17 protein-coding genes are annotated in these 18847 nt (G+C 53.9%); 3 read left to right on the top strand and 14 right to left on the bottom strand.

Annotation, left to right across the window (positions count from 1 at the left end; genetic code table 11):
* Positions 1-16: 16 nt before the first annotated feature.
* Both GNT65_RS03535 and GNT65_RS03540 read right to left on the bottom strand, forming a co-directional pair.
* Positions 17-451 (bottom strand): hypothetical protein, encoded by a 435-nt coding sequence (locus GNT65_RS03535; protein WP_160793738.1) that lies wholly within the window; start codon positions 449-451, stop codon positions 17-19.
* Between the two features lie 302 nt (positions 452-753).
* Positions 754-1773, bottom strand: coding sequence for a zinc-binding dehydrogenase (locus GNT65_RS03540; RefSeq protein WP_160793739.1), 1020 nt, complete (start codon positions 1771-1773; stop codon positions 754-756).
* Positions 1774-2114: 341 nt separating this feature from the next.
* Here GNT65_RS03540 and GNT65_RS03545 point away from each other — a divergent pair, with 341 nt between their 5' ends.
* Positions 2115-2579, top strand: coding sequence for a chemotaxis protein CheX (locus tag GNT65_RS03545; protein WP_160793740.1), 465 nt, complete (start codon positions 2115-2117; stop codon positions 2577-2579).
* Positions 2580-2599: 20 nt separating this feature from the next.
* Here the strand turns inward: GNT65_RS03545 and GNT65_RS03550 are convergent, their stop codons facing one another.
* The 3 genes from GNT65_RS03550 to dnaB all read right to left on the bottom strand — a co-directional run bounded on the left by GNT65_RS03550 (position 2600) and on the right by dnaB (position 6509).
* Entirely contained in the window at positions 2600-3868 is a 1269-nt protein-coding gene (locus GNT65_RS03550; RefSeq protein WP_181006144.1) for a BamA/TamA family outer membrane protein, read from the bottom strand.
* 3 nt (positions 3869-3871) lie between these two features.
* Positions 3872-4948, bottom strand: a complete 1077-nt coding sequence (gene alr / locus GNT65_RS03555) for an alanine racemase (RefSeq protein WP_160793741.1) — start codon at positions 4946-4948, stop codon at positions 3872-3874.
* A gap of 154 nt (positions 4949-5102) precedes the next feature.
* On the bottom strand, positions 5103-6509 hold the full coding sequence (dnaB, locus tag GNT65_RS03560) for a replicative DNA helicase (RefSeq protein ID WP_160793742.1): 1407 nt from the start codon (positions 6507-6509) through the stop codon (positions 5103-5105).
* A 116-nt stretch (positions 6510-6625) separates the two neighbouring features.
* Here dnaB and GNT65_RS03565 point away from each other — a divergent pair, with 116 nt between their 5' ends.
* Positions 6626-8830: a S46 family peptidase gene (locus GNT65_RS03565; protein ID WP_160793743.1), complete on the top strand. Its 2205-nt coding sequence runs from the start codon at positions 6626-6628 to the stop codon at positions 8828-8830.
* Between the two features lie 421 nt (positions 8831-9251).
* On the opposite strand, the gene rplI is transcribed toward GNT65_RS03565, so the two are convergent.
* From rplI to rpsF, 4 genes are read right to left on the bottom strand one after another with little or no spacing between them, the layout of a single operon-like run.
* Positions 9252-9704, bottom strand: coding sequence for a 50S ribosomal protein L9 (gene rplI, locus GNT65_RS03570; RefSeq protein ID WP_160793744.1), 453 nt, complete (start codon positions 9702-9704; stop codon positions 9252-9254).
* 27 nt (positions 9705-9731) lie between these two features.
* Positions 9732-9959, bottom strand: coding sequence for a 30S ribosomal protein S18 (gene rpsR, locus GNT65_RS03575; RefSeq protein WP_011867078.1), 228 nt, complete (start codon positions 9957-9959; stop codon positions 9732-9734).
* A gap of 12 nt (positions 9960-9971) precedes the next feature.
* Positions 9972-10277 carry a primosomal replication protein N gene (priB, locus tag GNT65_RS03580; RefSeq protein ID WP_144202728.1) on the bottom strand — a complete coding sequence of 102 codons (306 nt, stop codon included), beginning with the start codon at positions 10275-10277 and terminating at the stop codon, positions 9972-9974.
* 8 nt (positions 10278-10285) lie between these two features.
* Positions 10286-10696 (bottom strand): 30S ribosomal protein S6, encoded by a 411-nt coding sequence (gene rpsF / locus GNT65_RS03585; RefSeq protein ID WP_160793745.1) that lies wholly within the window; start codon positions 10694-10696, stop codon positions 10286-10288.
* A gap of 222 nt (positions 10697-10918) precedes the next feature.
* On the opposite strand from rpsF, the gene GNT65_RS03590 reads away from it, so the two are divergent.
* Positions 10919-11662, top strand: a complete 744-nt coding sequence (locus GNT65_RS03590; RefSeq protein WP_160793746.1) for a DUF481 domain-containing protein — start codon at positions 10919-10921, stop codon at positions 11660-11662.
* 591 nt (positions 11663-12253) lie between these two features.
* Here the strand turns inward: GNT65_RS03590 and GNT65_RS03595 are convergent.
* The 5 genes from GNT65_RS03595 to GNT65_RS03615 all read right to left on the bottom strand — a co-directional run bounded on the left by GNT65_RS03595 (position 12254) and on the right by GNT65_RS03615 (position 18826).
* Complete coding sequence (locus GNT65_RS03595; RefSeq protein ID WP_160793747.1) at positions 12254-12676, bottom strand: hypothetical protein; 423 nt, start codon at positions 12674-12676, stop codon at positions 12254-12256.
* A 628-nt stretch (positions 12677-13304) separates the two neighbouring features.
* The gene (gene rlmB / locus GNT65_RS03600; RefSeq protein ID WP_160793748.1) at positions 13305-14045 is read right to left on the bottom strand and encodes a 23S rRNA (guanosine(2251)-2'-O)-methyltransferase RlmB; all 741 of its coding nucleotides are present in this window, start codon (positions 14043-14045) and stop codon (positions 13305-13307) included.
* Between the two features lie 14 nt (positions 14046-14059).
* Complete coding sequence (rnr, locus tag GNT65_RS03605) at positions 14060-16534, bottom strand: ribonuclease R (RefSeq protein ID WP_160793749.1); 2475 nt, start codon at positions 16532-16534, stop codon at positions 14060-14062.
* A 57-nt stretch (positions 16535-16591) separates the two neighbouring features.
* Positions 16592-17230 (bottom strand): tetratricopeptide repeat protein, encoded by a 639-nt coding sequence (locus GNT65_RS03610; RefSeq protein ID WP_420853496.1) that lies wholly within the window; start codon positions 17228-17230, stop codon positions 16592-16594.
* A gap of 300 nt (positions 17231-17530) precedes the next feature.
* Positions 17531-18826, bottom strand: a complete 1296-nt coding sequence (locus GNT65_RS03615; RefSeq protein WP_160793751.1) for an adenylosuccinate synthase — start codon at positions 18824-18826, stop codon at positions 17531-17533.
* Positions 18827-18847 lie beyond the last annotated feature (21 nt).

An 18847-nucleotide genomic window follows, 5' to 3' on the forward strand; every position in this document is an offset into this window, starting at 1 on the left:
GTGCCTGGTTGAGTGCCTAGCTGCGATCATCATCGTCAGACCAATCGTCATAACCATCGTCCAGACTATCGACTTCGAGTTCAACATCATCGTCGTCATCGTCGCTAGCGCTCTCTTCAACTTCAACCTTCGCCTTCTTAGGAGCTGGCGCCGGCTTAGCGTGGATCGCTTCAACCCATCCTGCATGCTGCTGCATGAAGGATGCTCGGGTGACTAACCAATTCGCGTCAAATTCGGCTTTTGCGGCCTTAAGTTCCTCTTCCGTAAGGTCATGCAGGTTCACTTTAACTATGTCCTCTGCATATTCAATCACGGCATCTCTTACCGTGTTATAGAGATAAACTCGCCCCGCACTTGCTTCGGGAAAATCTTTGTCGTGGATGAGGATAGTATTGCCTCGAGCCGTACGAAGTTCACCGTACCAAACAGGTTCTTTAGACGTGTCATACATATATGCTAATACCCTTAAATCAACACATACCAATATAAAATTATAAAGCTGACAACAGTTAGCTTAGTCGCTGCCATCGTCAGAAACGCCTCCAGACAATAGCACCCACATTTTTAATAAATACCGCCAGAAATCAATAGCCAAATAGATCAAAATTATTCAATTGCTATCAAAATGTTCACTCGGTAGTTACTAGTAACGAATTTAGCCGATCAAATCAGTTATTCAAGTTTTTTCTAGCCCACTTTATATCAAAGTTAAAATAGCCCTCCGCCCCTTGAGGGCGGTACTTAGGGCAAAGGCTAGAGAGAGTCGCTCGTGACCTTAAGCACCAGCTTTCCTCTGTGCTGCCCCGACTCCATCAGGGCGTGAGCCTTGGCGACATCTGCCAGCGCAAATTCGGCAAACAGATGAGGCACCAGGTCGGCCCCCTCGGCGGCTTCGAACCTCGGCCAGACCAACTCGAGCAGCCCATCGGCGATCGTCTGCTTGGCAGCGACCGATTGCGGCCTCAGGGTCGCCCCCGTCCAGCAGATACGTTTGGCCATCAGCATTGCCACATCCACCTCGGCGCGTCTGCCCCGCTGCAGGGCTATGGTCACCAGTCGTCCCTCTGTCGCCAGCACCTTGAGGTTGAGGTCGATAAGGTCACCCGAGGCCATATCCAGCACCAGGTCCACCCCCTTCGGGGCCTCCGCCTTTATCTGACCAAGCAGATCCTCGTCGTGATAGTTAAAGCCATGGTCGGCGCCTAGGCCTAGACAGTAGTCAATCTTCTCCTGACTGCTGCAGGTGACCAGCACCTTAACAGCAAATTGTTTCGCTAAGGTGACCGCCGCCGAGCCAATTCCGCCCGAACCACCATGAATCAATACTGTCTCACCCGGCTTGAGGCCGCCGCGCATAAACATGTGTCCCCACACGGTGAAGAAGGTCTCGGGTAGAGCAGCCGCCTGGGCCATGCTTACCCCTTGTGGGATCGGCAAACAGTGCACGCCCCAGGTGGTTACATACTCGCCATAACCACCGCCGGGCACCAGGGCGCAGACCTTATCCCCCAGCCGCCAGCCGGTTACCTCGGCGCCTAAGGCGACTATGGTCCCCGAGACCTCCAAGCCCAAGATCTCGCTGGCGCCAGGCGGTGGTGGATAGAGGCCGCGGCGCTGGGCGACATCCGGGCCATTCACGCCGGCATATTCCACCTTGATCAGCACCTGATCCGGCGCTATGGCTGGCAGGAGACTCTGAGCCAGCTCGAGTACCTCGGGCCCGCCGAGGGCGTTAAACTGCACATGGGTATAGTGTGTGGGAAGGGCTGACACACTGGCTTCTGACACACTGATTTCTGACCTACTTGCTCCTGACATATTGGCTCCAGACATAGTGGCTTCTGACATAGAGGATGTTAATGCTTTCGAGGCTAGCGCGAAAATGGCTCACGGGGCAAGTCTTAGCGCTAAGGGCTAAGCGTCTTGGAGGGAAGAAACCTTTAATCGGTCACAAATATCTTTATCATTAGTGAGTTACATGTAAAAGATTTGTCGCCCCGCCAGGGCTTTATGTTATGGTGATAGGCAGCAAGCAGGCTTTAAGACCATTTATCACCTAAGCTTAAAGTCCGATATGCTGCAATCTGTTACCACCATAAGGGGCTGCACCTGAGATGAATGTAGACTTTATCAATCCTTTTCTCGACTCCCTGCTCAATGTGCTCAAGACCATGGCCAACATGGAGCTCAAACCCGGCAAACCTAACCTGAAGAAAGATAACCTGGCCAAGGGCGATGTGTCGGGCCTGATCGGCATGGTCGGCCCTCAGACCAAGGGCTCGCTATCGATCACCTTCGAAGAGTCCTTGATCTTAGAGATCATGAACAAGATGTTGGGCGAGAAGCCCGAGAGCATAGACGAAGAGGTGACGGATCTGGTGGGCGAGCTGACCAACATGGTTACCGGCGGCGCCAAGAATCTCCTCAGCGATAAGGGTTACGAGTTCGACATGGCCACCCCCATAGTGGTGTCCGGTAAGGATCACACCATAGCCCACAAGTCGGACGGTCAAAAGATCATCATGCCCTTTAGCAGCATCTACGGCACCGCCTATATTGAGATCTGCTTCGAGAGCTAAAGGCCTAATGACCTAAGTCATCAGAAAGGCTGGTTCACCATGATCCAGAACTGGCTTTCCTCCTCGCCGATGGCGAGATCGGTGCGCACCACCACACCTTCCACCTCGAAACGGATGCCGGCGCCGACGCTGGTTTTCATCTGGCTGTGAAGGCTATCTAAGGCAAACTCGTCGCTCACCTTACCCGCCTCGACAAACGCCGTCCACTGCCACCAGGGAATATCGAACCAGCGAAACACAGGCAAGCGCTTTAAGGGCTGCCACTTGGGCTCGAGCCGATATTCGGCGGCATAGAGTAAGGCGCTGCGGCCGGTGAACCTGTCACCGCTGTAACCGCGCAGGCGCTTAAAGCCCCCCAGGCTCACCCCGGCAAAACTCGGCGGACGCCGGTAGGCCTGGCTTGCATCGTCATAATCATTCCAGGTGGGGGTATCGGCCAGATAGAAGTTAAAGGCCAATACCCGGCTGTCGAACCAGTCACTCTTGCCCAGGGAGAGGTAGAGGCTCTGCTCAAACTCCCAGGTAGTCCAGCTCTGACGACGGGCACTGCCCCAGTCGCGGGTTAAGGTCAGGCTAGTGCGCCCGCCCTGCTTGCTGTTCTCGCGATCGTCGCGGTTGTCCCAGGCCAGCTCTAGCTCCAGGCCCCTTGCCGATTGTGGCAACGACTCATATCCCTGCAGGCGTTGCTCGGTATAAAAAGGGGTCAACTCTATGCTGCTCACCCCTGAGGTGAGCGGGTTCCATTCATGACTGCCGATCGGTGCGCTTCGCAGACTGGCAGCCGCCCCCTCTGCGCCTCGTCCCCAGGGCAGCACATACTTAAGATGCAGCCTGGCAAAGGATTCATCCCCCTGGGTCACGACCCGCTCAGGCGTGCTAGTCAGCGCCTGCTCGGGTACATAGAAGATCCCTTCGGTATAGCGGGCGCGGTAATACTCGGCGGAAAACAGCCAGCTATCGATACCCGGCAGCTGATAGTCATAGGCGCCCAGATAGGTGACCCAGGAGTCGTTGGCCGTTCCCAGCCCCAGGGCAAACAGAGAAGCCTGACGCTGCCCCGCATGCTTAACTACACCGGCGGCGCCCACAGAGGTGCTAAGGGTCTCGGTAGCGAAGATAAAGGGCACGGCCACATACTCGGCCTCAATCCCATCGTCGCTACGGATCTGAACCTGAGGCGCCAGATCATCATCGGCCAGAACCTCTCCCCCCACCAGTAGCGTGATAAAGAGAATAACTAGCAATAATCGCGGCGCACCAGGACGGGCGCCGATTGTGAAAGCGTACACCTGTTATTCGAGGCAGACGGCGACGCGGGGGGTCAGCTTGGTCACCAGCTCATAGGCGATGGTGCCGATATGCTCGGCCACCTCTTCGACTGGTAATTCCTTACCCCAGAGCACGGCGGTATCGCCCACCTTGTCTGTGGCATCCAGGCCGAGATCTACGGTCAACATGTCCATGGAGACTCTTCCCACCACGGGCACCAGGCGGCCATTGACCCAGACGGGAGTGCCTTCGGGGGCGTTGCGGGGATAACCGTCACCATAGCCGATGGCCACCACACCAAGCTTGGTATCTTGCTTGGCCTGCCAGTAACTGCCGTAGCCAACGGGATCGCCAGCCTTATGGTCACGCACCGCAATCAGCTGAGACACCAGCTCCATGGCGGGCTCCAGCCCATGGTTGCGACCGAGATCGCCGACCACAGGCGATACACCATAGAGGGCGATCCCCGGGCGGATCCAGTCGGCCTGGGTCGCCTGCCAGTAGAGGGTCGCGGCCGAGTTGGCCAGGGTGCGATCGCCCGGCAGGTCTGCCGTCATCTGCTCGAAGCGGCGCGCCTGCTCGGCGGTGGCGGGATTATTCGGCTCGTCGGCGCAGGCAAAATGTGTCATCAGATTGATGGGCTTGGCCACGTTGGGACAGGCCTGCAGGCGCTGATAGACAGCCTCAAACTGATCTAGGTTGAAGCCCAGACGATGCATGCCGGTATCTATCTTCATCCACACGGTCACCGGCTTGGCAAGCCTTGCGGCCTCAAGCATCTCGAGCTGGGATTCGTGGTGCACCACGGTATCGATATCATGCTCGACCAGGGTAGCGACATCGCTAGGGCGAAAGAAGCCCTCCAGCAGGAGCAGCTTGGCGGTCACCCCACCGGCCCTGAGCTCCAGCGCTTCTTCGAGGCGCGCCAGGCCGAAGCCATCGGCACTGGCCAGGCAGTGAGCCACATTCAACAGGCCGTGACCATAGCCGTTGGCCTTCACCACGGCCATCACCTTACTCTGGGGTGCCAGCTGGCGTAATCGCTGCAGGTTAGCTTTCAGCGCATCGCCGCTGATCTCTGCTCGGGGAAAGGGTTTCAAACAATAACCTTAATGTTAATGGCGTCGAGACTCGATGAGGGTAACGCAAAATAGCGACCCACAGGGCTAATTAAACCAAGTTTAATCTCACCCTATGAGCTTATACCAATCGTGATAAATAACTGTTCACTTAGTGTGATCGGTATTAGTCGGATTAATCTTCTTCGAACTGCGGACCAGCGTAATTATCGAAACGGGAGAACTGGCCCTGGAAGGTCAGACGTACCCGGCCGATGGGGCCGTTACGCTGCTTACCTATGATGATCTCCGCGGTGCCCTTATCTTCGGAGTCGTCGTTATACACCTCATCACGATAAATAAACATGATCAAATCCGCATCCTGCTCAATAGAGCCAGATTCACGCAAGTCCGAGTTTACCGGGCGCTTGTCGGCACGTTGCTCCAGGGAGCGGTTAAGCTGCGACAGGGCGATCACCGGGATCTCCAACTCTTTAGCCAGCGCCTTGAGCGAGCGGGAGATCTCGGCGATCTCCAACGTACGGTTGTCGGACAGGGCGGGCACCTGCATCAACTGAAGGTAATCGATCATGATCATCGACAGACCGCCATATTCACGGGCGATACGTCTGGCGCGGCTGCGCACCTCGGTCGGCGTCAGGCCAGAGCCATCGTCGATATACATCTTGCCCTGCTCGAGCATGATCCCCATGGTCGAGGAGACCCGTGCCCAATCGTCATCGTCGAGCTGACCCGTACGTATCTTGGTCTGATCCACCCGCCCCAGAGAGGCCAGCATACGCATCATGATCTGCTCAGAGGGCATCTCAAGACTGAAGATGAGCACAGGCTTATCTTCGTGCAGCGCCGCCTGTTCACACAGGTTCATGGCGAAGGTGGTCTTACCCATAGAGGGACGCGCCGCGACGATAATGAGATCGCCCGACTGGAAGCCCGCCGTCATGCGGTCGAGATCGCCAAAGCCGCTGGACACCCCGGTCACACCGTTGTGAGGGTTGTTGTACAGCTCCTCGATCTTATCCACCGTCTTCTCTAGGATAGTCTTGATCCCCTCGGGACCCTCGTTGGCGTTGGCACGCTGCTCGGCGATCTTAAATACCTTGCTTTCCGCCAGATCCAGCAGCTCACCCGAGTTGCGCCCCTCGGGGTTAAAACCGGCATCGGCGATCTCGTTGGCCACCTTGATCATCTCACGCACCACGGCGCGCTCACGCACGATGGCGGCATAGGAGAGAATGTTACCCGCACTCGGGGTGTTTTTGGCGATCTCGCCCAGGTAGGCGAAGCCACCGGCATCTTCTAAGTGATCTTCCAGCTCCAGCTGTTCGGAGACGGTGATCAGATCGATAGGTTGACCCGCGGCCACCAGAGACTCCATGGCGGTAAAGATCATCTTGTGGGAGCGGGAGTAGAAGTCATCCTTCACCACGGCCTCGGCCACCTTATCCCAGGCATCTGAATCCAACATCAAGCCACCGAGCACAGACTGCTCGGCCTCAATCGAATGGGGCGGCATCTTCAATGCGTCGATCTGTATATCTCTAGGCTTTTTCTTAGCCTGAAATCCACCTTGCTGTGACATTAACTCTCCAAATTTCCAACGATTAGGCAAAATATGATATAAAACCCGGGTCAAGCAGAAACAGGCCTCTTACCTGTTCGTCCTACAAACTTACACATAATAATTAAGGAATAAACATGCGCAAAGCATTGGTTGCAGCCTTAATGCTGTCATCTGGCGTTGTGATTGCCGATGAAGGGCAATGGCAACCGTATCAAATGCCATCGATCGCCGACAAGTTGAGCGAACGCGGTATCCAAATTCCAGCAAAACAACTCGCCGATCTGACCCAATATCCGATGAATGCGGTTGTCGGACTGGGGTATTGTACCGCCAGTTTCGTGTCCCCCCAAGGGTTAGTTGTAACGAATCACCACTGCGCCTACCGCGCGATTCAATACAACAGCAAGAAAGAGCACAACTACATCGCCGATGGCTTCCTGGCGCGCAAACAAGCGGACGAACCTTCTGCCGGCCCTAACGAACGTCTCTACATCACTGAGGCGGTCACCAATGTGAGCGAGCAGGTCACCAAAGACCTCAGCGACGACCCGCTAAAACGCTACGAAGAGATCCAGGCCAATCGTAAGGCACTGATTAAAGAGTGTGAGAGCGACGACAACTATCGCTGTTCGGTGCGCAGCTTCCACAACGGCCTGGAATACTACCTGATCAAGCAGCTGATCATTCGCGACGTGCGTCTGGTGTACGCGCCACCTAAGAGCGTCGGCTCCTTCGGCGGCGATATCGACAACTACGAATATCCGCGCCACTCGGGCGACTTCACCTTCCTGCGCGCCTATGTGGGCAAGGACGGCAAGCCGGCGGCCTACTCATCAGACAACGTGCCCTTCAAGCCTAAGAGCTACCTGAAGATCAACGCCGATGGCGTCAAGGCAGGCGACGGTGTATTCGTGGCCGGTTACCCAGGCTCGACCAGCCGCTACCGCCTCACCAGCGAGCTGAAATTTGCCAGCGACTGGCTCTACCCCACCCTGGCTACGCGCTACCAGCAGCGTATCGACACCATAGAAGCCATGGGTGCACAGGATGCCGGCGTCAAGATCAAATATGCCGGTACCCTGGCCTCTATGGCCAACCGCATGAAGAAATATAACGGTCTGCTCGATGGTTTCAAGGCCACCGACATCGCCGGTATCAAGCAGGGTCGTGAAGACGACTTCCGCAAGTGGCTCGCAACAGACAGTCAGTACCAGAGCTATCAGGCCAAGTTCGATCGACTCGAAGCCCTGTTAGTAGAACAGCGTCAGGCGCTGCAGACTCGCTACTTCTTCGAAAATGCCCAATCGAGCGATCTGCTGGCCGCGGCCAACCGCCTCTACCGTCTGGCCAAGGAGAAGACCAAGCCAGATGCCGAGCGTGAAGAGGGCTACCAGGAGCGCGACATGAAGATGTTCAAGGCGCGCCTCAAGCGTATCGACTCCAGCTTCGCCATCAGCGTCGACAAGACACTCTGGCTGCAGGATCTCAACGCCTACCTGGCTCAGGACAACCGCGTGCCTGAGCTCGACGCCATGCTGAAATCGGATGACCCAGAGGTGAGCCTGAGCGACAAGCTGGACGGCCTCTACTCGCTGACCGGCCTCACCAATCAGGCCGAACGTCTGGCCTGGATGGACGCCGATGTGAAGGCGTTTGAAACCAGCGCCGATCCGTTCATCCGCATCGCCGTAGCCCTGTACGACACCAACCTGGCCCAGGAGAAAGCCAAGAAGACCCTGGCCGGTAAGCTGTCTAAGGCCCGTCCTGGTTACATGGAAGCTGTTATCGCCTACTACAAGGCCAACAACTGGCCCGTATACCCGGATGCCAACGGCACCCTGCGCATCACCTACGGCATGGTGGATGGTTACCAGTCGAAGGACGCCCTCTACAAGCAGCCCTTCACCCGCCTAGAAGGCATAGTGGCCAAGCACACGGGCGTCGAGCCATTCGATGCGCCTAAGAAGGTACTGGATGCCATCAAGGCCAAGCGCTATGGCAGCCACAAGGTCGAGTCTGTCTATCAGGACCCAGCCTCTTGGCTGTGCCGTCTCTTCTCTTGCCTGGACAAGCCTGAAAGCTTTGGCTCTGTGCCGGTGAACTTCCTCTCCAGCGTCGATACCACTGGCGGCAACTCGGGCTCGCCCGTGTTTAACGGCAAGGGCGAACTGGTGGGACTGAACTTCGACTCTACCTATGAGGCCATCACCAAGGACTGGTTCTTCAACCCGACCATTACCCGCGCCGTGCACGTGGATTTCCGCTACATTCTGTGGATGATGGATGAGGTGGACCACGCCGACAACCTGATTAGCGAGTTGGACCTAGTCAGAAACTAGCCTTACGTCAGAGCGTTTACCCAATCGACAAATACCCGGCATCGCCGGGTATTTTTTTACTTGCCGCCAATTCATCAGTGCCATAGGTTATTAGAATGGCAATGAGGCATAGGAAGAAGCATAGGATGAGCAGCCCGTAAGGCGAATTTTATCTCGCGCCACCGACGAAAATGCAGGCACTGCAGCGCCAGCTGCACCATACCTAAGTGTCGCCGCAAGTCATATCTCACATGCAACGATCGACGGCTTCAGCCTTATACCCGGTATCGGCTCACCTTGATGACCACACAGTTAGCACGCGAAAAACATAGCAAACAGAATAGGGTCGAGCGCACCTAGCTTCTGCGTATATTCAAGGCATAAAAAAACACCGCACTAATCAGATTAGCGCGGTGTTCTTTAAATCGTTTAAAACTGTGTATTAGTCTTCTGCAACAACAGAAAGCTTAACAGCAGCCTTAACTTCAGCGTGAAGCTGAACGTCGATTTCGTATTCGCCAGTAGTGCGGATAGCACCTAGTGGCAGACGAACTTCGCTCTTAGCCAGTTCAACGCCAGCAGCAGTTACTGCATCAGCGATGTCACGGTTACCGATTGAACCGAACAGCTTGCCTTCGTCGCCTGCTTTAGAAGCGATAACAACAGCTTCAAGAGCGTTGATCTTCTCAGCGCGCTCGTTAGCAGTTGCTAGTTCAGCAGCTAGCTTAGCTTCTAGTTCAGCACGACGTGCTTCGAATACTTCAGTGTTAGCAGCGTTAGCAACTACCGCTTTACCTTGAGGTAAAAGGAAGTTACGAGCATAACCAGCTTTAACTGACACTTGGTCACCCAGGTTGCCCAGGTTAGCGATTTTATCAAGTAGAATAACGTTCATTATTAATTCCTCTAAATTGATGCGCTATTACTGATGTAGATCAGTGTAAGGCAGTAGAGAAAGATAACGAGCACGCTTGATAGCGCGAGCCAGTTGACGTTGGTATTTAGCGTTTGTACCTGTGATACGGCTAGGAACAATCTTACCACTTTCAGTGATGTAGTTCTTTAGAGTAGCGATATCTTTGTAATCGATCTCTGTAACGCCTTCTGCAGTGAAACGGCAGAACTTGCGACGACGGAAATAACGTGCCATTTTGACAGTCTCCTAAGTTTTCAATTCGACATTTTCAGCGTGTAATACCAAGCGGTTTTGACCATTGCGTCCTCTCTGGAGGGCGATGAAACCTTTGACCTCAATATCCACACCGGTTTTCAGTTTGTCTGTGATGCTGTTAAAGCGTTCGCCACTTAATATCACTTGCATCTGGCAGTATACGTTTCTCAGCATCTCTGCTTCATAAACCTGCGATTTGTGTTCCAGCATGATCACACAATGTGGGATGCCTGCCGGGCTACTAAAGCTTCTGGACCGGGTTATGGTTCCAGATAACACCAAGTGATTGGTGGCCACAAATAAACTTACTCAGCTGCTTTTTCAGCGGCTTCTTCAGTTGCTGCAGGTGCTTCAGCAGCAGGGCGCTCTTCGCTAGAACGACGTGCTTCACGCTCGTCTTTCGCTTTGGCCATTGGAGAAGCTTCGGTGATGGCACCCTTGGTACGCATAACCATGCTACGAAGAACAGCGTCGTTGAAACGGAAAGCTGTTTCTAGCTCTTCAACCGCTTCTGCAGTCGCTTCTACGTTCATCAGAACATAGTGAGCCTTATGCAGTTCGATGATTGGGTAAGCCAGTTGACGACGGCCCCAGTCTTCTAAACGGTGAACTTGACCGCCAGCTTGGGTAAGAATACCCGTGTAACGTTCGATCATACCTGGCACTTGTTCACTCTGATCAGGGTGAACTAAAAATACGATTTCATAATGACGCATTTTTTGCTCCTTACGGTTATCTAGCCTCGTTGTTGGCTCAGTCAGACCAAATGGAGGCAAGGAACTAAATAAAGTGACTGAATTAAGCCGCGGAATAGTACATGGTCACACCCCAAAACTCAAGCAATATCTTTCGTTATTCACTTTGCCCATCGCCCGGTGAAACGGTATGATAGTGCGCTGTCATTTTTGTGTTCTAGACGCCTGCAAAAAATAAAAATAATGTTAAGAGCAACAAGTTTATTTATCACACTCGGTCTCAGCCACAGCGCCTGGGCACTCGTGCCGCCGGACTATCAGGAGCCCCCCAGCGATTTCTCTGCCGAGATCGAGGCCGGGCTACAGATCAACACGGGTAACACTGAGTCCAGCAGCTTCAACGGCCGTACCAAACTCGTCTACGACACAGATGACTTTCGTCAGGAGGGAGTCTTCAAGGCCTACTTCGCCTCCGACTCGGAAAAGACCACCTCGGAGAAGTACGACGTCCAGCTGCAGTCGAGCTACAAGATCTACTCAGGCTATATCTTCGCCCGCGGTGACTTCACCGAAGACAGATTCGGTAGTTATACCCGCATCTCCACCGTGTCGACCGGTTATGGTTTCGACGCCATCAGCGACGACAGCACTAAGCTGAGTCTCGAAGTCGGCCCGGGTTATCGTTACAACCTGCCCCAGGTGAGCGAGTCAGTGCCCGACCCAGAGGCCGACCGCGAGATAATTTTGCGTACCGCCGCCAAGTTCGAGCAGAAGATCCACGAATACACCAGCTTCAACGCAGATCTCACCGCCGAAACCGGCGAATCTAACAGCACGGTCACCCTGGATATGAGTTACAAGAACACACTATTCCAAGACTGGGCGTTTAAGATAGGCATGAACGTCAAGTACACAGAAGTGGTACCAGAAGGGTCGAAGCAGACGGATACCGTGACCACCTTTAATCTGCTGTATACCTTCAAATAAAGGTTAGCTGACCTTGATAGGCACAAGGTTTCAATGCTGCATAGATATGATAGCTTCTACCTGCGTTTATTATTTGAAAGGTTTAAGCCAACCATAGCTTGATGATGTAGTTACCACCCTAATGGGTAAGTCACGGTTTTCAATATAATGCGTTAAGCCGAATTGAAATTTATAAGGGTGCTTTGAACCATGGCTTCTTGGTGTGCTTATCACCTGCAGTGGGCTCATGTGCAGGTACTGCTGAGGCACGCTGTAAACCCGTCCCTGGGCGCTCTACGATTTCATCCCTGAAATCGAAGGCCTCAGCCGCACCTACACCCGGTTATTCATCTCTTCGATTTGACGTTACTGATATCAGTCGTTTATCAACTACTAGTAACGTCTACCTGAGTTTGGTATTTGAAAGGTTATAGCCAATCATTGTTTGATGGTATATCAATTGCCTGCCGCAGGCTTTATGTGCAAACACCTATATCTATCATCTCTTCGATTTAACCAGATACGTGTTCGTAAATTGCAATGTAAAAACTGGCTAGATTTTGTGAAGAACAAACCCCAGCCAGCTATTCAGTGTCCTTAATGACCGTATAGTTAGCTGCTTTGCTCAATAGCCTTTATTAAGTTTTCAGGCTCGTTTGTCCCCAAACTAACCGTTGTACCATCTTTAAGTTTTAACTCAAAAGCTGTTAGACCTGAAACGTTATATAACCATCCAGTTGAAATTAAACGAATTCCCAGCCCATAGTACCATTTCGTTCTTATCTTGTTGATCGACTCGATTTCAGATATTTTTATTGATTTATTCCAAAATTTTGGACCAAAAAACCACTTTACTTCTCCACCTTCCACTTTAATGGTTAATGATGAAAAAAGAATAGAAAGCACACCTAAAATTAAATACGCAAATCCAATAGGTTCGGTAGGCTTCGTTACCGAAGCAAAGACAAGCACCAATACAACAATTCCCATAATTGAAAGCATCGCGATTCCAGGCTGAGTGTTTTTATACTGCATAATGATCTCCTTTCTACAGCTAGTGGCTTATTATCCGACCTACCGGATAAATCCCTGCCGATAATTAATTTACACTCCAAGTACCGATGTAACCAACTGATGAAGAGACTAATCCATCACTATTTGGCCTATATACAGTTAAAGCATTCCTCAAAATTAATCAACATCATTTACCGATGCCAAGTGAAGCCAAATCGAAGAGACGTTTAGATACGGGTGTTAGCACGCTTTTGGCTCTCGGCGACATGGCCAAAAATGTTCCCTACATTTTTTGGCATTCCCAACATCCATGTAGGTCAGTACCGCCGTGAAGCGTATAGGGATATATTCAAACAACATCCCTGTTTAACAGCCAGTTCGGCATCCATGCCTCTCGCTCGTGAGCGCGAAGCTTCGCTTCACTCACCATGCCAAAAGAGTGCTTGCACATCCCTCGCCGGGCAGGCGATAGATAGCAATGAAGATGCGACTTTCAAATTCTCTCGATAAGTACGCATGCAACAAGACGCTACACACAAAGGAAAACTATCCGATTCCATATCGGATACAAAAATGCCGATGAAGTCTCCCTCATCGGCATTCATCAACCTTGAGTCAGCGACTCAAAATTGAAAGATCGAATTCCCGATCACCCCAACCTTTGGCGAACCGCCTCAAACAAACAGATCCCAGTAGCTACTGAGACGTTAAGGCTAGAGACGCTACCCGCCATTGGAATAGACGCCAACGAATCACAGCTCTCGCGGGTCAGGCGGCGCAGGCCCTTGTCTTCGGCGCCCATGGCGATGGCGATAGAACCCTTAAGGTCGGCCTTGTAGAGGTCATGCTCGGCTTCGCCAGCGGCGCCGACGATCCAAACACCCTTGTCCTGCAGGGCCTTCATAGTGCGCGCCAGGTTAGTCACCTGGAACAGGGGCACTACTTCGGCGGCGCCACAGGCAACCTTGCTGACGGTGGGCGTGAGGCCGACCGAGTTGTCACGCGGCACGATCACCCCATGTACACCGGCGGCGTCTGCGTTACGCAGACAGGCGCCCAGGTTGTGGGGATCGGTGACGCCATCGAGGATCAACAGAAACGGCGTGTCTGTCTTATCCAGCAGTGCCAGCAGATCGTTGTCATTGAGCTGCTTGGCAGGCTTGGCGCGTACCAGCACCCCCTGGTGCTGACTGCTGCCGGCCTTGTCGTCCAGCGCCTTGCGTGAGGCTTGCTGTACAGACACGCCATATTCGGCGGCCATGGCAAGCAGCGGCATCAGACGCTGATCGTCGCGTCCCTGTAGCACCCACATCTCGATCACTCGCTCAGGGCTATTTTTTAGCAAGGCCTCTACGGCGTGGATACCGAAGGTGAAATCTTGTTTCTTCATCTAATTTGAGTCTCTTATTTCTTACTGCTGCGTTTCTTCACGCTCTTACGTTTCTTGGCGCCTGGCTTGGCCGATGATTTCTTGGCCCCGGCCTTCGACTTACTCGCACCAGCCTTGCCCGCACCTGACTTGCCGGCTGCGGGCTTACCCGCGCCAGACTTAGCATCGCTGCGCCTACCGGAGCGGCGCTTACCGCTGGGCTTATCATCCTCTTTACCCTTGCGGGACATCTTGGCCCCTTCTAGGTTGACCCGCTCGCGGGCGGTCAGCGGCTTCTTGGCGCGGCGGGGGCGCGACGTCTTACCATCGTCGCCCACCATCATGAGATCGATCTGACGATCGTCCAGGTTGACTGCGGCCACCTTGACGGTAACTGGGTCGCCTATCTGATACACCTGGCCCGAGGCCTCGCCCACCAGGCGCTGACGCATATTATCATAGTGATAGTAGTCGCCGCCCAGGGTAGAGATATGCACCAGGCCGTCGATGAAGAGATCGCTCAGGCGGACAAACATGCCGAAATGGGTCACAGAGGCGATAACCGCCTCGAAGGTGTCACCCACATGGTCACGCATAAACTCACACTTGAGCCAGTCGCTAACGTCGCGGGTCGCCTCGTCGGCGCGCCGCTCTGTGGTGGAACACTCCTCACCCAGCAGGTCCAACTCTTCGATCTGGTAGTGATATCCGCCATCCGGCGTCCACTTGTCGCTGGCTTCGCCACGCTCCTTAGCCAGCAGATAACGGATCACCCTGTGGAGGATCAAATCCGGATAGCGACGAATTGGCGAGGTAAAGTGGGAGTACTCCTCCAGCGCCAGGCCGAAGTGGCCCTCGTTGTCAGGGGTGTAGGTCGCCTGGCGCATTGAGCGCAGCAACATCACCTGGATCAGCTCGGCATCGGGTCGGTCGGCCACCTGCTCCATCAAGGCCTGGTAGTCGGCCGGCTCAGGCTCCAGGCCACCGCCCATGGCGAGGCCGCGCTCCTTGAGGAAGTCCTTGAAGTTAGTGAGCTTCTGCTCCGACGGCGCCTCATGCACCCGATAGAGCACCTCACCCTTATGCTTCTTCACAAACTTGGCCGCCGCCACGTTGGCCAGGATCATGCACTCTTCGATGATCTTATGGGCCTGGTTGCGGCTGCGCGGCTCGATACGGTCGATCTTACGATCGACGTTGAAGATAAATTGGGTTTCCGTGGTCTCAAAGGCGATGGCGCCGCGCTGGGCTCGGGTCTCATCCAGTGTCAGGTAGAGCGACTGCAGGGTCTCTAGATGCGGGAAGATTGGCTTGAGCTCATCGCTCACCTCGCCGCCCTCGAGCATATCCGCCACCTGGGTATAGGTGAGGCGCGCGTGGGAGTGCATCACGGCCGGGTAAAACTTGTAACCCGACAGCTTACCCGCCGCCGATATCGTCATCTCGGCCACCATACAGAGGCGGTCGACCCCAGGGTTGAGGGAGCAGAGGCCGTTAGACAGCTTCTCCGGCAACATGGGGATCACCTGAGATGGGAAATAGACTGAGTTACCGCGGGCGCGAGCCTCTTTGTCCAGCGCCGACTCGGTGCGCACATAATGGCTCACGTCGGCAATGGCTACCCATAGGCGCCAGCCGCCACTCTTCTTGGTCTCGGCGTACACGGCATCGTCGAAGTCGCGGGCATCTTCACCGTCTATGGTAACTAGGGGCAGCTTACGCAGATCGACTCTGCCCAGCTTGTCCTCTTCGGTCACTTCGTCGGGGATCTTACGCAGCTTCTTCTCGATCAGGCTCGACCAGGTATGGGGCAGATCATAGTTACGCAGGGCGATCTCTATCTCCATGCCCGGCGCCATCTCTTTGCCCAGAACCTCGGTGACCTTACCCGCCGCCTTCATATAGCGGCCGGGACGGCGGGTCAGCTCGACCACCACCACATCGCCCTGACGCGCGCCGTTGCGAGCGTCATCGGGAACCAGGATCTCCTGGGTGATACGCTTGTCGTCGGCGATGACAAAGGCCATGCCTGAATCCAGGTGGAAACGCCCCACCAGAGGCGCGGTGCGCTCATGGGTCAGGCGGACGATGCGGGCCTCACGGCGCCCCTTACGATCGACGCCGGCCTTCTGGGCCAATACCTTGTCACCGTGAAAATACATCAGCATGTCACGGTTGTTGATGAAGAGGTCGTCGCCGCCCTCATCGAGTTTGAGGAAGCCGAAGCCATCCTTGTGCCCCAATACGGTGCCGCTAAGCAGATCCATACGCTCGGGCAGGCCATAGGCCTGACCACGGGTAAAAACCAGCTCGCCGTCACGCTCCATGGCTCTGAGGCGGCGGCGCAAGGCTTCGAGCTGCTCTTCGTCTTCTAACTTGAGCGCCTGGGCTATTTTCTCGCGATTGAGGGGTGATTGCTGTGAGCGTAAGTAATCTAAAATATACTCACGACTAGGAATGGGGTTGTCGTACTTCTCTTGTTCACGCTTTAAATGCGGATCTTTGATCATTCATTATCCATAAATTTTGCCCAGGCTCTCCTGTTGTTGCTAAGGGGCTTAGGGCGATTACCGGGATCTCAGGTGCGCCTGCTTAGCCCTCTCAACTGCACTTGCGGGCATCTTAGCTTCCAGCACCATCAATAATTTCAGGGCTTCCTGTTTGGTCGCCTCATCACTAAATACATCGTTATATAGCCAGTGGTAACCCATCTCATAGTCTCTGGGGCTACCATAGCCTTCGCCAAACAATCTGACCAGCATCATGCGCGCTGGCAGATCGCCACTGGCGGCAGCGGGCAGTGTGTATTGCACCGCACGCTCCTTATCTTGGATCACGAACTTACCGTCATGGTAATACTCGGCGATCCTGACCATGGCCTCGGCGCTCCCCTGTTCCGCGGCGTCGCGTAGCAGGGAGATCCCCCGTGGCGGGTTGGCCTTGACGCAGATGCCATAATTCAGCATCTCCGCCCATAAATATTGGTACAGCGGCTGCTTCAACACCTCGGCGCGGGCCTCGATATCTTGCACCAGCTGACAGTCGTCTCCCTTGACACGGGTCAGGTAAGACTTGTCGCGGATCATCTCGATAAGCTGCTCTTGGCTGTAGATGTTGACCGCCTTGAGCTCCGCCTTCTTATCGGCAGGCTTATTGTCGGTTGCCTTAGCGGCCTGGGCTTGTGGCTCTTGTTGAGCCTGGGCCAGCGTCGATAGACAGGCCAGCAAAATAACGCATACTAATCTCGTCATCACTCTTGCCTTAACTCTTACCTTAACTCTTATATTAATTAAGGTCTCAGGGTTGATCTCACGCCTTATCTCTAGGACAGACTTAGGCAGTATACCTTATCTTATCGGCCGCTGCGGCGTTAGCTTAAAGGAGATTACACGCTTATCGCTAGTTAGCCCTGTCTGTTCACACTCGTGCGCTTGCTTTAGTTAGGGGCTTCACGACTGAACTAAAACCGCTCCAAATAAAAAGGCCGCTTAACGCGGCCCTTATGATTAACTAAACGGATTCACTAGAATCATGGTCTCGTTTCTATCGGGACCCGTTGAGATAATATCGACTGGCGTTTCCAGTAGCTCTTCGATTCGCTTGATGTAGTTGATCGCTGCCTCTGGCAGTTGATCGATCGAGGTCGCACCAAAGGTGTTCTCGCTCCAACCAGGCATAGTCTCGAGCACAGGCGTGACCTGCTCGTAGCCTTCGGCTGCCAGCGGTGTCACGGTAGCTATGCTGCCGTCTGGGTACTGATAACCTACACAGAGCTTCACTTCTTCCAAGCCATCCAAAACGTCGAGCTTGGTCAGGCAGAAACCACTGATGCTGTTGATCTGTACCGCACGCTTCATGGCAACGATATCCAACCAGCCCGGACGGCGCTTACGACCTGTGGTCGCACCGAATTCCTGGCCCTTGGTACCTAAGTGGTCACCGATCTCGTCTTGCAGCTCAGTAGGGAATGGACCCGCACCCACACGGGTGGTGTATGCCTTGATAATACCGCAGACATAGTCCAGATGACGTGGACCGAAGCCGGAACCTGTTGCCACACCACCGGCAGTAGTGTTTGAAGAGGTTACGAATGGATAAGTACCATGGTCGATATCCAGTAACGTGCCCTGAGCACCTTCGAACAGTATGTTATCGCCATTCTTACGCGCTTGATCCAACAGCTCAGTCACATCGGTACACATGCTCTTCAGATAGTCGGCAATGGCCAACGCATCTTTTAGCGTGGTCTCGTAATCAACCGCTTCGCAATCATAGTATTCGGTCAACATGAAGTTGTGATATGCCATCACTTCCTTCAGTTTCTCGGCGAACAGTTCTGCATTAAACAGATCGCCAACGCGAAGACCGCGACGAGAGATCTTATCTTCATAAGCAGGACCGATACCACGACCCGTTGTACCAATAGCTTTGTTACCGCGTGCTTTTTCACGTGCGATATCTAAGGCACAATGGAAGGGAAGGATTAACGGACATGCTTCGGAGATAAGCAGACGCTCCTCTACAGGGACGCCACGCTCTTTAAGCATGTTGATCTCTTTCATCAGGGCGTCGGGCGCAAGCACAACACCATTACCGATAATGCATTTTACATTTTCGCGTAAGATTCCTGATGGAATAAGATGAAGAACGGTTTTGTCACCATCGATAACAAGTGTATGACCCGCATTGTGGCCACCTTGATAACGAACGACATATTTGGCCTGTTCGGTAAGTAGGTCGACTATCTTACCCTTTCCTTCGTCACCCCATTGGGTGCCGAGAACTACAACGTTTTTGCCCATTATTTGCTGCAAGGTAGTGGT

Source organism: Shewanella insulae (genome assembly GCF_009831655.1).
GTDB lineage: Bacteria > Pseudomonadota > Gammaproteobacteria > Enterobacterales > Shewanellaceae > Shewanella > Shewanella insulae.

Bases quoted from the DNA above. Each gene is read 5' to 3' on its own strand.
- rpsF (WP_160793745.1), bottom strand. From the start codon at position 10,696: ATGCGTCATTATGAAATCGTATTTTTAGTTCACCCTGATCAGAGTGAA.
- GNT65_RS03595 (WP_160793747.1), bottom strand. From the start codon at position 12,676: ATGCAGTATAAAAACACTCAGCCTGGAATCGCGATGCTTTCAATTATG.
- GNT65_RS03565 (WP_160793743.1), top strand. From the start codon at position 6,626: ATGCGCAAAGCATTGGTTGCAGCCTTAATGCTGTCATCTGGCGTTGTG.
- rlmB (WP_160793748.1), bottom strand. From the start codon at position 14,045: ATGAAGAAACAAGATTTCACCTTCGGTATCCACGCCGTAGAGGCCTTG.
- GNT65_RS03545 (WP_160793740.1), top strand. From the start codon at position 2,115: ATGAATGTAGACTTTATCAATCCTTTTCTCGACTCCCTGCTCAATGTG.
- GNT65_RS03535 (WP_160793738.1), bottom strand. From the start codon at position 451: ATGTATGACACGTCTAAAGAACCTGTTTGGTACGGTGAACTTCGTACG.
- rplI (WP_160793744.1), bottom strand. From the start codon at position 9,704: ATGAACGTTATTCTACTTGATAAAATCGCTAACCTGGGCAACCTGGGT.
- rnr (WP_160793749.1), bottom strand. From the start codon at position 16,534: ATGATCAAAGATCCGCATTTAAAGCGTGAACAAGAGAAGTACGACAAC.
- dnaB (WP_160793742.1), bottom strand. From the start codon at position 6,509: ATGTCACAGCAAGGTGGATTTCAGGCTAAGAAAAAGCCTAGAGATATA.
- GNT65_RS03615 (WP_160793751.1), bottom strand. From the start codon at position 18,826: ATGGGCAAAAACGTTGTAGTTCTCGGCACCCAATGGGGTGACGAAGGA.
- rpsR (WP_011867078.1), bottom strand. From the start codon at position 9,959: ATGGCACGTTATTTCCGTCGTCGCAAGTTCTGCCGTTTCACTGCAGAA.
- GNT65_RS03590 (WP_160793746.1), top strand. From the start codon at position 10,919: ATGTTAAGAGCAACAAGTTTATTTATCACACTCGGTCTCAGCCACAGC.